Below are 14,018 nucleotides of genomic sequence, written 5' to 3'. Positions count from 1 at the left end.
GTGCCTCAGTCAGCTGGGTGCCTCAGCGCGCTGGCGTGGGGAGGACTTCCTCGGCGACGGCCAGGGCCAGTGCCAGGGCGGGCGAGATGCCGGCCGGGTTCCAGGCGAGGCCCGACTCCAGCAGCGGCGCGGTGCCGGTCAGCGGGATGAACACGGTCCCGCCGGGCATGATGCTGGCGACGGAGGCGGGCATCAGGCTCACCCCGACTCCGCCGGCCACCAGCGACAGTGCGGTGTACGGATCGGTGACCTCCTGCGCCACCCTGGGCCGGAACCCCGCGGCCGCGCAGGCCGCAAAGATGCCCTCGCGGAGCGTGGATCCCTGCGCGGCACGCATGGTGACGAACCCGTCGTCGGACAGCTCGGCGAGCCCGATGGCCGGCCGCTCAGCCAGCGGATGGTCCACCGGCACGGTGGCGCCCAGCTGTTCGAGGGCGATAGAGCGGGTGGCCAGCGCGCCCGCATCCAGCGGCAGCCCGACGAAGGCCAGGTCCAGGGAACCGTTCCGGAGCTGCTGCAGGGCGTCCTGGGTCAGCAGGCCGCCGGTGAGGGTGAGGTCCAGGGACGGGTAGCGGTTGCGGAGGGTCCGGGTCAGCGGGGGCAGGGTCCGGTGGTTCAGCGCCCCGGAAAAGCCGATGCTGAGCCGGCCGTAGAACGTGCCGGGTTCGGTGACGGCGGACCGGCGGGCGAGATCGAGTTCGTCGATGATCCGGCGGGCATGGGGAAGAAAGGCGACTCCCGCCGTCGTCAGGGCCACCGAGCGGGTATTGCGTTCAAACAGATCGGAGCCGAGCTCCTTCTCGAGCTTCCGGATGGTCTGGCTCAGAGGCGACTGGGCCATGCGGAGGCGGTGCGCTGCGCGGCCGAAGTGCAGTTCCTCGGCCACGGCAAGGAAAGCCTCGATTTGCCGAAGCTCCATGCAGTTCCTCCTATGCCTCCAGAACTGAAGGTCCCGAAACGGCAGATAATGCCCTCAAATCGGTAGATTGAGGGCATTATCTGCTTGTTCGCGCTGGATTTATTGGTTACCGGACCGGGTTGCCCAGTTCCCGCAGCGGGGTCTTGTGGGTTTCGCGGGCCCAGTATGCGCCGGCCACAGCCAGCAGGGACGACGCCGCGACGATCCACGCGGCGGGGCCCCAGTTGGCCTTGTCGGCGCCGACCAGGGCGGTGCCCAGCAGGGGAGTGAAGCCGGCGCAGAGGATGCCGACCTGCAGGCCGATGGCCATGCCGGAGTAGCGGACCTTGACGTTGAACAGTTCGGAGAACCACGCCGGGTAGATGGCGTTGGACATCGCGTAGGTGCCGGCGGTGATAAGTGTGCTGGTAAGGAAGATCATCGGGATGTTGCCGGTGGAGATGACGGAGAAGTAGACGAAGATCATCAGCCCGGATCCCAGCACGCCGGTAATGAACACCGGGCGCCGTCCGAAGCGGTCCGAGAGCCTGGCCATCAGCGGCTGGCTGAACATGGCGATGACGTTGCCCAGGATGCTCACCCACAGCATGGTCGACGTCGGGACGCCGACGGACACGGCATAGGCGAGGCCGAAGGACTGCATAAACGTGTTGGTGACGGTTTCGAAGGACATCAGTGCCACCTGGAAGAACTGCGCCGGGTGCGTCTTGAACATCTTGGCGAACGGAAGCTTGACCAGTTCACCGTGGTCGTGCTTTTCCTCGAAGACCTCCGGCTCCTCGAGGGAGCGCCGCACCAGGTAGGCGACGACCAGCACCACGAGGGAGAGCCAGAACGGAATGCGCCAGCCCCAGGCGAGGCGCTCGGCCTCGCTCATGGCGGCCACGGGAAGGAAGGCGAGGGAGGCCAGGACGATGCCGGCGGAGATCCCGCTCATTGCAAAGCTGGCGAAGAAGCCGCGGCGGCCTTCCGGAGCCTCCTCGGTGGACAGGGCCGAGGCGCCGGCGGTTTCGGCGCCGGCGGAGAGTCCCTGCATGAGGCGCAGGAGCACCAGCAGGGCAGGTGCCCAGTAGCCGACGGTGTTGAAGTCAGGCAGTGCGCCGATCAGGAACGTGGCCGATCCCATCAGCACGAGGGTCAGGACGAGGGTGTTCTTGCGGCCGATCTTGTCACCCAGGTGGCCGAAGACGACGGCACCGAAGGGGCGGGCCACGTAGGCAACGCCGAACGTGGCAAACGAGGCGATCAGGGCGACTGTGGGGTCCCCCGCGGGGAAGAAGATCTTGGAGAAGACGAGGGACGCCGCGGTGGCGTAGATGAAGAAGTCGTAGTATTCCAGCGCACCGCCAAGGAAGGCGGCCAGGGCGGCCTTCTTGGCGCGCTTGAGCCGGTACTGCTTCGCCTCAGCGGTGACATTGGGGGCGAGATCGGTCATTACAGGGGTCCTTCCGCACTGAAAGACGGGGTCCGGATTTTTGGATTTGTGCGTATCGCGAACAACAGTGCGATATGCGACTAGAGAAAAGCATAGCGCAGAGTGAAGTGACTCACAATCCGTTTTTGTTTTCCTGCGCCTCGCCGGGCGGTGGACCGTATTCTTGGTAGGTCAGGAACAGCGCGCAGCTTCCATACGTCTTAGCGGTCTCCGCTGGAGGTTGCCGGGAGGTGCAGGGAGCTCATGGACGAACAGCCGGCCTACTTTGTGAAATCGGTGGAAAAGGCGTTCGATGTGCTCCGGGCCTTCACACCGAACACTCCCCGGCTGACGGTGTCCCAGGTGGCCGCGGCGGCCGAAACGACCAGGGCTTCCGCCCGGCGGTTCCTCCTCACGTTGGCTGACCTCGGCTACCTCCGGACGGACGGGGCGCACTTCGAGCTGACCTCCCGCTCGCTGGAGATCGGGCGGTCCTTCCTGGCCAATCTCGAGCTTCCGGCCATCGCGGACCGGCATCTGAAGGCCCTCGCTGCAGAGCTGAATGAGACCACCTCCCTCTGCGTTCTCGACGGCGCCGACGTCGTGTATGTGGCCTGTGTGCCCTCGCCACGGCTGCTCAGCGTGACCATCACCGTGGGCACCAGGTTCCCGGCCTGGGCCACGTCCATGGGGCGTGTGCTGCTGGGGGCCCTGACGGAGGAGGGCCTGCAGGCCTACTTTGAAACCGTCCGGCTGCAGAAGCTGACGGAACACTCGATCGCAAGCCTGGAGCAGCTGCGGGCGGAAGTTGAACGTGCCAGGTCCAGGGGGTGGGCCATGGTGTCGCAGGAGCTGGAAGAGGGGCTGCGCGGCGTCGCGGTGCCGGTGTGGCGCGGCCATGACGTGGTGGCAGCCGTCAATGTTTCCCTGCAGACCCACCGTTCCCCTGCCGAGGACATTGAAAAGTCCGTGGTGCCCCGCCTGCAGGAGGCTGCGCGGCAGATCGGTCTTGACTCCTACGGGGACGCATCCGGGCTGCGGAGGGCCTGATGGCCAACTCGCCCTCCGGCGAATCCGTCATCCAGCGCGTGGTGAAGATCCTCGATGCCTTTTCGAAGGGCCGCCCGCGGATGTCGTTGACAGAACTGGTCCGCGCCACGGGCATGTCCAGCAGCACCGCCCACCGGCTGGCCAACGACCTGGTGGACAGCGGGCTGCTGAACCGCAGCGAGGCCGGTGACTACGGCGTTGGCATGAAGATGTGGGAGCTGGCGTCCCGCAGCAATCCGCTCGAGGAATTCCGACGCCGGGGCCTTCCGTTCCTTGAAGGTGTCCACGCGGCTGTCCGGGAGCAGGTCTCGCTCTCCATTCCCGACGTCGACTCCGGCACCGTGCTGTACCTGGAGCAGTTGGACCGGCACGGCACCGCCACCAATCTGGCCGCCGTGGCCGGCCGGCTCCTGATCCACAACACGTCGTCCGGCATGGCCATGATGGCGCACATGCCGCGTGACGTGCAGGAACGGTTCCTGGCCGGGCAGTTGGAGAAAACGACGGCCGCGACGGAAACAGACCCGGCGCGCCTGCGCGAGCAGCTCGCCCTGATCAGGGAACGCGGCTACGTCCGCATGGTGGGTGTCCTGGTGCCGGAGAACACGGCCTACTCCGTCCCCGTCTTTGGCGAGGGCAACAGCGTGATCGGAGCGATCGCCGTCGTGATTCCGACGGCGGACGAGGACCCCAAGGTGGTCCTTCCGGTCCTGGTGGCCGCAGGGCGCGGCCTGTCCCGGACTATGGGCGCAGAGCGCCGTCCGTACGGCACGCGGCCCTGGCTCCAGCGCTCCTGACCTCGGGCTTAACCCCTCACGCACACAAAATCGTCACCTTGTCGACGTCCCGTTGAACGGGAAAATCCGTCGCATCGCTTTTCGCTGCTCCTAGTGTTTTCCCCCAGAGCCACTGGCACCCGAACACGGTGCACGCTCAACACTTCGGCCCCCGCCAGCAGGTGGCGGCCGCCCTGGAAACTCAATGAGGAGAACCTATGGGACACGTCCAGCCCCCAACCACCGCCGCGGAGCCCGCCGTCATTGAGCGCGCGGAAAACCTCGCGGCGAAGACCCCACGGAAGGCCGCACTGGCTTCCTTCCTTGGATCCACGCTGGAGTACTACGACTTCTTCATCTATGGCACGGCGGCAGCGCTGGTGTTCCCGAAGATCTTCTTCCCCGGCGGAGACCCGGTGGTTGCCCTGCTCGGCGCGATGGCCACGTTCGGCGTCGGCTATCTGGCGCGGCCGCTGGGCGGCGTCATCATGAGCCACTTCGGGGACAAGATCGGCCGCAAGCAGGCCCTGATGATCACGCTGGTGATCATGGGCGTGGCCTCCATCGGCATCGGCTTCCTGCCCACCTATGACCAGGTGGGCTACTGGGCCACGGCACTCCTGCTGGCGGGCCGGCTGGCCCAGGGATTCTCCGCCGGCGCCGAGGCCGCGGGCGCCTCCACCCTGACCATGGAGCACTCCCCGGAAGGACGACGTGGCTTCTTCACCAGCTTCGTGATGACCGGCTACGCGTCCGGCATGGTGCTCTCCACGGTGGTGTTCATCCCGCTCGCCGCCCTCCCTGAGGAGCAGCTGCTTGGCTGGGGCTGGCGCGTCCCGTTCTGGTTGTCCGCCGTGGTGCTGCTGGTGGCCTACTGGATCCGCACCCGGCTTGAGGAGCCGCCCGTGTTCGAAGAAGCCGTGGAAACGAAGAAGCCAAAGGGCATCCCGGCGGCCGTGGTGCTGAAAACCCAGTGGCGCGACGTCCTGCGCGTGGCCCTCGTGATGCTGTTCTCCGTCATGCAGACCACCTTCACCGTGTACGCCCTGGCCTACGCCACCGGCAAGGGCATCGGCCTGGACCGGACCCTCATGCTCACGGTCAACGCCGTCACCATCGGCCTGTCCATGTTCACCATCCCGCTCGCCGGAATCATCTCGGACCGGTTCGGCCGCAAGAGGGTGCTCCTGGTGGGCTCCCTCGGCTGCGCCATCACCTCGTTCGGCTACTTCTGGGCCATCAGCGAGCACAACATCGCCCTGATCTTCGTCTTCGGATTCCTGAACATGTCCGTCTTCTACTCCTGCTGGAACGGCGTGTGGACGGTCTTCTTTCCCGAGATGTTCCCGGCACCGGTCCGCTACTCCGGGATGGCCATCGGCAGCCAGGTGGGCCTGATCCTCACCGGCTTCGCCCCCGCCATCGCCACGCTCCTGGCCCAGCCGGGACCCGGCGGCTGGATCCCGGTGGCAGGCTTCACGGTGGCCTGCCTGGCCGTCTCCGCGATCGCCATTGCCACGGCCCGCGAAACCCACAAGATCCCGCTCGAGGAACTCGGCCTGCCGCGGCCCCAGAGGCCGGTCCGCAGTTCCGTGCCCGCCGACGCCTAGCCCCTGCCCCGATACCCCGGCCCGGCCCCGTCCACCACTCACCAGAAAGTTGAAACCATGACCCCGTCAGCAACCGCCCCCCGCACCTACCGAGCCGGAATCGTGGGCTGCGGCGCCATCTCCCGCAACCACCTCGAGGCGTTCGCCGCCCTGGACAACGTCCAGGTGGTCGGCGTGTGCGACATCGATCTGGACCGGGCACGCGCCACCGCCCGGGCCTGGGAGGTGCCGAATGCCGTGAACACCGTGGACGAGATCCTGGCGCTGGGCGTGGACATCGTGTCGGTCTGCACACCCCACCCGACCCACGAGGAGGTGGTGCTCCAGGCTGCGGCAGCCGGGGTGCATGTGCTGTGCGAAAAGCCGATCGCCACCCGACTCGACGCGGCTGAGCGGATGGTGGCCGCGTGCGAGGAGGCCGGCGTGCAGTTCGGGGCACTGTTCCAGCGCCGCTTCTGGCCGGCCGCCCAGAAGATCCGCTCCGCCATCGACGACGGAACGCTGGGCCGTCCGCTCATGGCCCAGTGTTCCGTGATGCTGCACCGCGCGCCGGACTACTATTCCCGCGACGCCTGGCGCGGGACCTGGGAGAACGACGGCGGCGGCGTGCTGATGACGCAGGCCATCCACCAGATCGACCTGCTGCAGTGGTACCTCGGCGACGTGGCGGAGGTCTACGGGAAGGTCAACACCTACCGGCATGGCGACTACATCGAGGTGGAGGACTCCGCCACGGCGGTCATCACCTTCACCTCCGGCGCGATGGCAACGCTGGAGGCGTCGACGGCGGTGTCCCCCAACCTGGGCATCCAGCTCCGGATCACCGGCGAAACGGGAGCTTCGGCATCGCTGACGGAGTTCCCTGAGGGCAGCGACGGCCGGCTGGACCTGTGGGCCGTGGGGGAGAAGATCACCGTGGAGCCCGTCCATCCTGAGGGCGTGGAACCCAACATTGACCTTTCCGCCATCAACAGCCAGCTGATTCCGCACCACACCAGCCAGGTCCGCGATTTCGTGCGCTCACTGGACGCCGGCACCGAGCCCGCCATCACCGGAAAGGATGCCCTGAAATCCCTCCGGATCCTGCTGGCGGTCTACGAATCCTCAAACACCGGCCGCCCCGTCCGCTTCGCTGACGTCGAGGTTCCATCCGGTGTCGTGGTGCCGGCCGACGTCGTCACTTGTGTTCCGGCGGAAGCGGCAGGCTAGGCCATGACGGATCACAACACCCGCCACGCCGCCCGCCCGCTCACCCTGGGCCGGAACGGCCGCACTCCGCGGACCCTCCGCAACCGGCTCGCCTCCGCCCCGATGGAGCGCAACTACGGCACCGTGGACGGGCACATCACCGAGCAGTACATCGACTATCTCGTCACCCGGGCGAGGGCTGGCCTCGGCCTGGTCACCACCGAAGCCACGTACGTGCGCGCCGACGGCAAGGGCCGCACGCACCAGCTGGGCCTGCACACCGACGCCATGATTCCCGGGCTGCGCAGGCTCACCGACGCCCTGCACGCCGAAGGTGCGCTGGCCGCCGTCGAACTTAACCACGGCGGCCGCACCGCCCAAACTGCGGTGTCCGGGCACAAGAACGTGGCGCCGTCGCCGGTCCCGTGCGCGGTGGCCGGCGGGGAGATTCCGCGGGAGCTGACGGCGGTGGAATGCCACGACCTCGTGGGGTCCTACGCTGCGGCGGCACGCCGGGCCGTGGCCGCGGGCTTTGACGTGATCAACATCCACGGCGCCCACGGCTACCTGATCCACCAGTTCATGTCCCCCATCTCCAACCACCGCACGGACGAGTTCGCCGCGCCGGAGCACTTTCTGAACCTGGTCATCGACGCCGTCCGCGAGGCTGCGCCGGACGCACTAGTCGGGGTGCGGGTGTCCGTCGTCGAGGGCCCGGCGGAGGGCATCAGCGCCGAAAACCAGGTGGCCATCATGGCAAAAGCGAACCTGGACCAGCTGGACTTCCTCGATCTGTCCGCCGGCAGCTACGACGCCGGCGAATGGATCGTGCAGCCCGGCGAGTGGAAGCCCGGCCTGCTCCGCGACTACGCCGCGGCGTACCGGCAGTTCGGGCTTCCGCTGGGCATGGCCGGACGGCTGAACTCGCCGGCCGTCATCGAGGAGGTCCTCGGCGACGGCGTCTGCGATTTCGTCAGCCTGGCCCGCGCCATCCACGCCGATCCCGCCTTTGTGGGCGGCGTCCTCCGCGGAGAGGCTTACCGTCCCTGCATCGCCTGCAACGTCTGCATCGACACCCTCGGCCAGGGGCAGGTCACGTGCACGGTCAACCCGGCCGTCGGGCGCTCGCGGGTCCCACTTCCCACGCCGGGAGTGCGCCCGGGCTCCCGGGTGGCCGTCGTGGGGTCCGGCCCCGCCGGCCTCACTGCCGCCCGGGAACTTGCCTTGGCAGGTGCGCAGGTGACCGTGCTCGACGACGGCGCCCGGCACGGCGGGCAGTTCGCCCTTGCGGAACGGATGAAGTCGACGCCGGATTTCCACCGGTTCACCGACTGGTCCGCGGCCGAGAACGAAAGGCTGGGGGTAGAACTGCGACAGCGCAGGCGCGTCGACGTTACCGATCTGGCCGGGCTGGTCCGCGAAACCGGGGCCGACGCCGTCGTGCTGGCTACCGGCGGGACCCGGCCCGGGGCAGGCTTCCCCGGCGCCGACCAGCCCGGCGTGACGGACGTGCGGGACTGGCTCGCTGGCCACCCCGAGGTACTCGACGGCGGCGAGGTCCCGGAGGCCGTGACCATCTGGGGTGCCGACTCGGTGGCCATGAGCCTGGCGGACACCCTCGCGGACCGCGGCACAGCGGTCCTGCTGGTGGGGCCGCAGGACGTTCTCGCTCCGGAATCCGGGCGGCGGGCGAAAATCCTGGCCGTGCCCCGGCTCGAACAGAATCCGCGGGTCCGGATCCGGCTGGGTGCCACCATCGAGGGATACGACGGCGGCCGCATCCGGATAGCCGGCACGCCCCGGGACGGGTCCGGTTCGGAATGGCTGGACGCGCCGGGAAGCCTGCTGGTGTCCCGTTCTGTGCTGCCGCTGGACGGTTCCGTCCCCGCGGAGGACCGTGAGGCAGACCTGGCCCGAGTGGCCGGCGTGCCGGTGGCGTTCGCCGGAACGGTGGTTGGCCTGACCCCCGCCATCGCCTCCAACGCGGTGAAGAGCGGCTACGACGCCGCGCAGCGTATCGCCGCTGCCCTGGCCGCCGAGCCCGCGGCTCCAGTAACCGAACCCGCAGCGGGTCCCTTCGAACTCAGCATGAACGGAGCAGCATCATGAGCGCACCGCGCCGACAGCTGGGCCTGGCCCAGCTCTCCCTCCTCAACACCGCCCCGCCCCAGTTGGTGGCCGTCGCCGCGGAGGCTGGCTTCGACTTTATCGGCGCGCGTGTCCGTCCGGTCACTCCCACCGAGCAGCCCTATGACGTGCAGCCGGGATCGCCGATGCTGAGGGAGACGCTGGCCCGGATGGCCGACACCGGGGTCACGGTCCGCGACATCGAGTTCCTGCTGCTGGACGGTACAGACCAGCGCAACGCATGGCTGGCCATGATGGAGGCCGGGCAGGCACTCGGTGCGGACTCCCTGACCGTGGCCGCGTCCGACCCCGACACCGCACGCCTCGCCGACACCCTGGAGCGCATGACGGAGGATGGCCGGAGTTACGGCATCGTCCCAACTCTCGAGCCCATCTCCTACCAGGCGGTGAACTCCATTCCCGCCGCGGTGGCCCTGGCCCTCACGTCTGGCTGCAACGTCGTGGTGGATGCGCTCCACCTGAACCGCTTCGGCGCGGTCCCCGGGTCCCCGCAGTGGCGGGACCTCGAGGCGAACCGGGACCTGGTGCCGCTGCTGCAGCTGTGCGACGGGCCGGTGCAGCGTCCGGCCAGCCGCGCGGCGCTGGTGGCGGAGTCGCGCTCGGAACGCGGTGTTCCGGGCGAGGGCGGCTTCGACCTCGCCGCACTGGTGAACGCTTTTCCGGCCGACGTTCCGGTGAGCGTCGAGGTGCCGTCGGACAGCACGGTGGCCCGGCTGGGCGAGCTGGGCTGGGCGCGGAAGCTCAAGGAGGCCGCCGTGGCTGTGCTGGCTACGACATCCAAAAAGACAACCGAGAAGTCGGCAATCGAGAAGGCGGTAACAGCATGACCGGAACAGCCGCAGAAGCAACCGGAACCGCAGCAGAACCGGGCACGACGGCGGAACTGGCGCCCGGCGTCGTGATTCCACTCATCGGGCTCGGCACCTGGCCCATGACCGGCGAAGAGGCCTCCGACGCCGTGGCCCGCGCCATCAACCACGGCTACCGGCACATCGATACGGCCGAAAATTACGACAACGAGGAGGCCGTGGGGGAGGGGATCCGCCGCAGCGGCATTGCCCGCGGGGACCTGTTCCTCACCACCAAATTCAACAAGCAGTGGCACGGCGGCACGGGCGTGCGCGAGGCCTTCGGCACAGCTGCCCGGCGGCTGGGCACCGAGTATCTGGACCTCTTCCTGATCCACTGGCCGAATCCTGCCCAGGGCCGGTTTGTGGAAGCTGCGGCGGGGCTCACCCGGCTGGCCGAGGAGGGGCTGATCAGGTGCTGGGGCGTTTCCAACTTCAAGCCGGCCCATCTGCGGGAGCTGCAGGCGGCAGGCCTGGAAGTCCCGGTCAACCAGGTGCAGATCGATCCCGAACACCAGCAGTTGGACCAGCTGGCGTTCCACCGTGAGCAGGGCATCGTTACGGCTGCCTACAGCCCGCTGGGCCGCAACGGCGGCTTCCTCTCAGCCCCTGCCGTCACCAGTCCGGCCGAGGAATACGGCAAGACCCCGGCGCAGGTGGTGCTCCGCTGGCAGGTCCAGTCCGGCCGGGTGGCAATCCCCAAGTCCGCCGATGACCGGCGGCAGCGCGAAAACCTCGACGTCTTTGGCTTTGCCCTCACCGAGGGGGAAATGGCCGGCATCGATGCCCTGGAGACGGGTGCGCCGCCGCGGCTGGACTCGGACGAATTCGGACACTGAAAGAAGCACTGGAGCCAGAGATGACTTTCCCAACTGATGCAACAACCCCTTCCGCGGCCGGAGACGGACCGCCTGCCGCCGGAGATGGACATTCCACCCTGGACTGCGACGTTCTGGTGGTGGGCTCCGGCGCGGGCGGCCTGGCCGCCGCCGTGACGGCCGCGTACCACGGCCTGAAGGTTGTGGTGGTGGAAAAGGCGGACGTGTGCGGCGGCGCCACGGCCTGGTCGGGCGGCTGGGCCTGGGCGCCGGGCAATCCGCTGGCGAGGGCCGCCGGCGCCAGCGAGGACAAGGAAACCTTCCGCACCTACCTGCGCGGTGTCCTGGGGACCGACTACCAGGCCGACAGGGTGGACGCGTTCCTGGAGGCCGTACCGCATATGGTGGGCTTCTTTCAACAGAAAACGTCGTTGCAGTTCGTGCCCGGCGCCAAAATCAATGACGTTTATGGCGGGCTTCCCGGCGCCGGGACTGGACACCGCTCCGTGGGTCCCAAGCCCCTGAACGCCCGGCGGATCCGTCCCGAGGTGCGCGCCAAGCTGCGGCACCAGTTGTATGAAACCTCATTCCTGGGAATGGGCATCATGGCGGGGCAGGACCTGGGCAGGTTCCTGTCCGCGTCCCGAGGCAATCCGCGCGGGATTCTCCATGCAGGCTGGCGCTTTGGCCAGCACATCCTGGATCTGCTGACGCACCGGCGCAACATGCAGCTCGTCAACGGCACGGCCCTGACCGGCCGGCTGCTGCAGTCAGCGGACCGCTTCGGCGTGGACATCCGCGTCTCCACCCCGGCCCGGCGCCTGCTGACCGACAGGGCAGGCAAGGTGACGGGTGCCGTCGTCGGAATCCCTGAAGGGGAGCTGCGGATCAACGCCTCACGCGGGGTGGTCCTGGCCGCCGGAGGCTTCCCGAACGACGTGCAGCGCCGGAAAGAACTGTTCCCGCCCACCCCCACCGGGCGTGAACACTGGACCCTGGCGCCCGCCGAGGCCAGCGGCGATGGCATCAGCCTGGGCCAGTCGGTGGGTGCCCGCTTCCGGACCGACGTGAAGTCCGCCGCGGCGTGGTGCCCAGTGTCGCTGGTGCCGTACCGAAGCGGGCGGACCGGCACGTTCCCGCACATCATGGACCGTGCCAAGCCCGGCAGCATCGGCGTCCTGCGCAGCGGGAAGCGGTTCGTCAACGAGGCCAACGGGTATTACGACTACGTGGCGGCAATGCTGGAGGCCACGCCGTCGGGGGAGCAAGCGGAGGCCTGGCAGATCGCCGATTCCCGTTTTGTGCGCCGCTTCCCGCTGGGCATGGCCAAGCCGCTGCCCGTGCCGCTCTTCCCCTACCTGCGCTCCGGTTACCTGAAGAAGGGCCGCACGCTCGAGGAGCTCGCGGCCCTGTGCGGCATCGATCCCGCCGGGCTGAAGGAGACAGTGGAGCGGTTCAACCGCAATGCCGCGGCCGGCACGGACCCGGACTTCGGCCGGGGCTCCACGCCGTTCAACCGCTACGGCGGTGACGTCACGGTGAAACCGAACCCGTCGCTCGGCCCCATCGAGAAGGGCCCGTTCTACGCCGTCCGCGTGGTGCCCGGCAGCTTTGGCACGTTCGCCGGGCTGGATGTGGACGGCCGCTCCCGCGCCCTGGACGACGGCGGCCGGCCCATCCCGGGGCTGTACGTCGCCGGCAATGACCAAGCCAGCGTGATGGGCGGGCACTATCCGGCCGGCGGCATCAACCTCGGCCCGGCTTTGGCGTTCGGGTACGTCGCCGGCCGTGACCTGGCCGGTGCAGTGGAGTACGAGGATGACGGGAGCATGCCATCGGAAACGGGCGCCGGGGTGGGTGCCGCATGAGTGGGACTCCGGCGTTTTCAGGCCATTGACACACGTCCGCCGCAGTCATATCCTACAACCAAATGGTTGTAGATCAGCTTAGCGATGCCGAGCTCGACCGCCTCTTCCAGGCGTTCGCGGACACCACCCGGCGGGACATCATGCGCCGGGTGACGGTGGGCGAGTATTCGGTGACCGGCCTGGCGGCCCTCTACGCCATGAGCTTTGCCGCCGTACAAAAGCACGTGGCGGTGTTGGAGCGCGCCTCCCTGGTCACCAAGGAAAAGCGCGGAAGGGAGCAGATCGTGCGGGGCAACCACGACGGCCTGGAGAAAGCCCGCAGGCTGCTTGACGAATACGAGGCGATCTGGCGGCAGCGCGTCGCCCGGATCGCAGATATCCTCGCTGAAAAATAGGAAGGGTCCGGCAATGACGGTTATCAGTTCCACCAAGAATCCCGAGGCGCTCAGCTTCATCCTCGTGGCAGAGTTCGACGCCGACGTGAAGCGCGTCTGGCAGATCTGGGAAGACCCGCGGCAGCTTGAGCGCTGGTGGGGCCCGCCCACCTGGCCGGCGACGTTTAGCCAGTACGAATTCACCCCCGGGGGAGAGGCCTCCTACTACATGACCGGCCCGGAAGGTGAGAAGGCCGGCGGCTGGTGGCGCATTACCGACATACAGGCGCCGCACCGCCTTGAGTTTGACGACGGGTTCGCGGATGACGACGGCGCGCCGGTGGAGGCCATGGGAACCACGCACGCCACCGTCACGCTGGAGGACATCGGCGGCCGCACCCGGATGACGGTCCAGTCTGTCTTCGAGTCCGAAGAACAGATGAACAACATGATCGAGATGGGCATGGAGGACGGCATGAAGGAGGCCGCAGGACAGATCGATGCCCTCCTGGCCGAGCAGTCCTAACGCGCTGCTCCGGCTATTCGCGCCAAACCGAAGAGGACGACGGCGGGAAGTTCCCGCCGTCGTCCTCTTCGGTTTGTGCTGCCTGCTATGTGCTGCCTAGAGGGCAGCGGTGTTCAGGCTGAGCGTAAAGGTGTTCGGGCCGCTGAGGGTGACCGCAACGTCACTCTTCTTTGCGTTGGCCCGGCTCGAAAAATCGTGCACCAGCGTCTCCAGTGTGTGGTTCACTGCAGAACGGTCCCAGATCTTGATCGTCATTGATTCGGCGGTCTCAAAGGTCATTTTCAGTGCTTTCGTGTCTGGGCATGGCGCCAATGCGATGCCGCGGAACAGGGCAGCCCAGGAACGCTCGGAGGCCTTAGGCAGCTCGACGAGCTCACCGGTTTGGCCTCATTGCGTCCACCAGGATTTTGTTGTGTTTGAACTTCTGAACCACTTGCAGAAAAGCGCATTCCTTCGTGGTTCCATTCCATGATGCACAG

The 14,018-nt window shown here is 67.7% G+C and carries 13 protein-coding genes; 10 read left to right on the top strand and 3 right to left on the bottom strand.

The genetic code is table 11. The features are described 5' to 3' along the window. Positions 1-22: 22 nt before the first annotated feature. Together QFZ33_RS22215 and QFZ33_RS22210 are read right to left on the bottom strand one after the other, a co-directional pair. The gene (locus QFZ33_RS22215; protein ID WP_307031043.1) at positions 23-919 is read right to left on the bottom strand and encodes a LysR family transcriptional regulator; all 897 of its coding nucleotides are present in this window, start codon (positions 917-919) and stop codon (positions 23-25) included. A 106-nt stretch (positions 920-1,025) separates the two neighbouring features. Next, positions 1,026-2,354: an MFS transporter gene (locus QFZ33_RS22210; protein ID WP_307031041.1), complete on the bottom strand. Its 1,329-nt coding sequence runs from the start codon at positions 2,352-2,354 to the stop codon at positions 1,026-1,028. Between the two features lie 243 nt (positions 2,355-2,597). Here QFZ33_RS22210 and QFZ33_RS22205 point away from each other — a divergent pair, with 243 nt between their 5' ends. The 10 genes from QFZ33_RS22205 (at position 2,598) to QFZ33_RS22160 (ending at position 13,539) form a co-directional block, all read left to right on the top strand. Beyond that, on the top strand, positions 2,598-3,383 hold the full coding sequence (locus tag QFZ33_RS22205; RefSeq protein WP_307031039.1) for an IclR family transcriptional regulator domain-containing protein: 786 nt from the start codon (positions 2,598-2,600) through the stop codon (positions 3,381-3,383). Next, positions 3,383-4,180: an IclR family transcriptional regulator gene (locus QFZ33_RS22200; protein ID WP_307031037.1), complete on the top strand. Its 798-nt coding sequence runs from the start codon at positions 3,383-3,385 to the stop codon at positions 4,178-4,180. The genes QFZ33_RS22205 and QFZ33_RS22200 overlap by 1 nt, the downstream gene beginning before the upstream one ends. Before the next feature lie 197 nt (positions 4,181-4,377). Beyond that, positions 4,378-5,769, top strand: a complete 1,392-nt coding sequence (locus QFZ33_RS22195; RefSeq protein ID WP_307031035.1) for an MFS transporter — start codon at positions 4,378-4,380, stop codon at positions 5,767-5,769. A 57-nt stretch (positions 5,770-5,826) separates the two neighbouring features. Then, complete coding sequence (locus QFZ33_RS22190; RefSeq protein WP_307031034.1) at positions 5,827-6,978, top strand: Gfo/Idh/MocA family protein; 1,152 nt, start codon at positions 5,827-5,829, stop codon at positions 6,976-6,978. A gap of 3 nt (positions 6,979-6,981) precedes the next feature. Next, on the top strand, positions 6,982-9,066 hold the full coding sequence (locus tag QFZ33_RS22185) for an oxidoreductase (RefSeq protein ID WP_307031032.1): 2,085 nt from the start codon (positions 6,982-6,984) through the stop codon (positions 9,064-9,066). Further along, on the top strand, positions 9,063-9,932 hold the full coding sequence (locus tag QFZ33_RS22180) for a sugar phosphate isomerase/epimerase family protein (protein WP_307031030.1): 870 nt from the start codon (positions 9,063-9,065) through the stop codon (positions 9,930-9,932). Before QFZ33_RS22185 ends, QFZ33_RS22180 begins: the two co-directional genes overlap by 4 nt. Further along, positions 9,929-10,792 (top strand): aldo/keto reductase, encoded by an 864-nt coding sequence (locus tag QFZ33_RS22175; protein WP_307031028.1) that lies wholly within the window; start codon positions 9,929-9,931, stop codon positions 10,790-10,792. The genes QFZ33_RS22180 and QFZ33_RS22175 overlap by 4 nt, the downstream gene beginning before the upstream one ends. 20 nt (positions 10,793-10,812) lie before the next feature. After that, positions 10,813-12,639: an FAD-dependent oxidoreductase gene (locus QFZ33_RS22170; RefSeq protein WP_307031026.1), complete on the top strand. Its 1,827-nt coding sequence runs from the start codon at positions 10,813-10,815 to the stop codon at positions 12,637-12,639. Positions 12,640-12,701: 62 nt separating this feature from the next. Then, positions 12,702-13,034 (top strand): ArsR/SmtB family transcription factor, encoded by a 333-nt coding sequence (locus QFZ33_RS22165; protein ID WP_214857631.1) that lies wholly within the window; start codon positions 12,702-12,704, stop codon positions 13,032-13,034. Positions 13,035-13,047: 13 nt separating this feature from the next. Then, the gene (locus QFZ33_RS22160) at positions 13,048-13,539 is read left to right on the top strand and encodes an SRPBCC family protein (protein WP_307031023.1); all 492 of its coding nucleotides are present in this window, start codon (positions 13,048-13,050) and stop codon (positions 13,537-13,539) included. Between the two features lie 96 nt (positions 13,540-13,635). Here QFZ33_RS22160 and QFZ33_RS22155 read toward each other — a convergent pair whose 3' ends face one another. Continuing rightward, a complete protein-coding gene (locus QFZ33_RS22155) occupies positions 13,636-13,818 on the bottom strand; it encodes a hypothetical protein (RefSeq protein WP_111905501.1) in 183 nt (60 codons plus the stop codon). Positions 13,819-14,018 lie beyond the last annotated feature (200 nt).

The organism is Arthrobacter globiformis (assembly GCF_030815865.1).
Lineage (GTDB): Bacteria > Actinomycetota > Actinomycetes > Actinomycetales > Micrococcaceae > Arthrobacter > Arthrobacter globiformis_B.
This window is presented reverse-complemented; position numbering and strand designations above follow the sequence as displayed.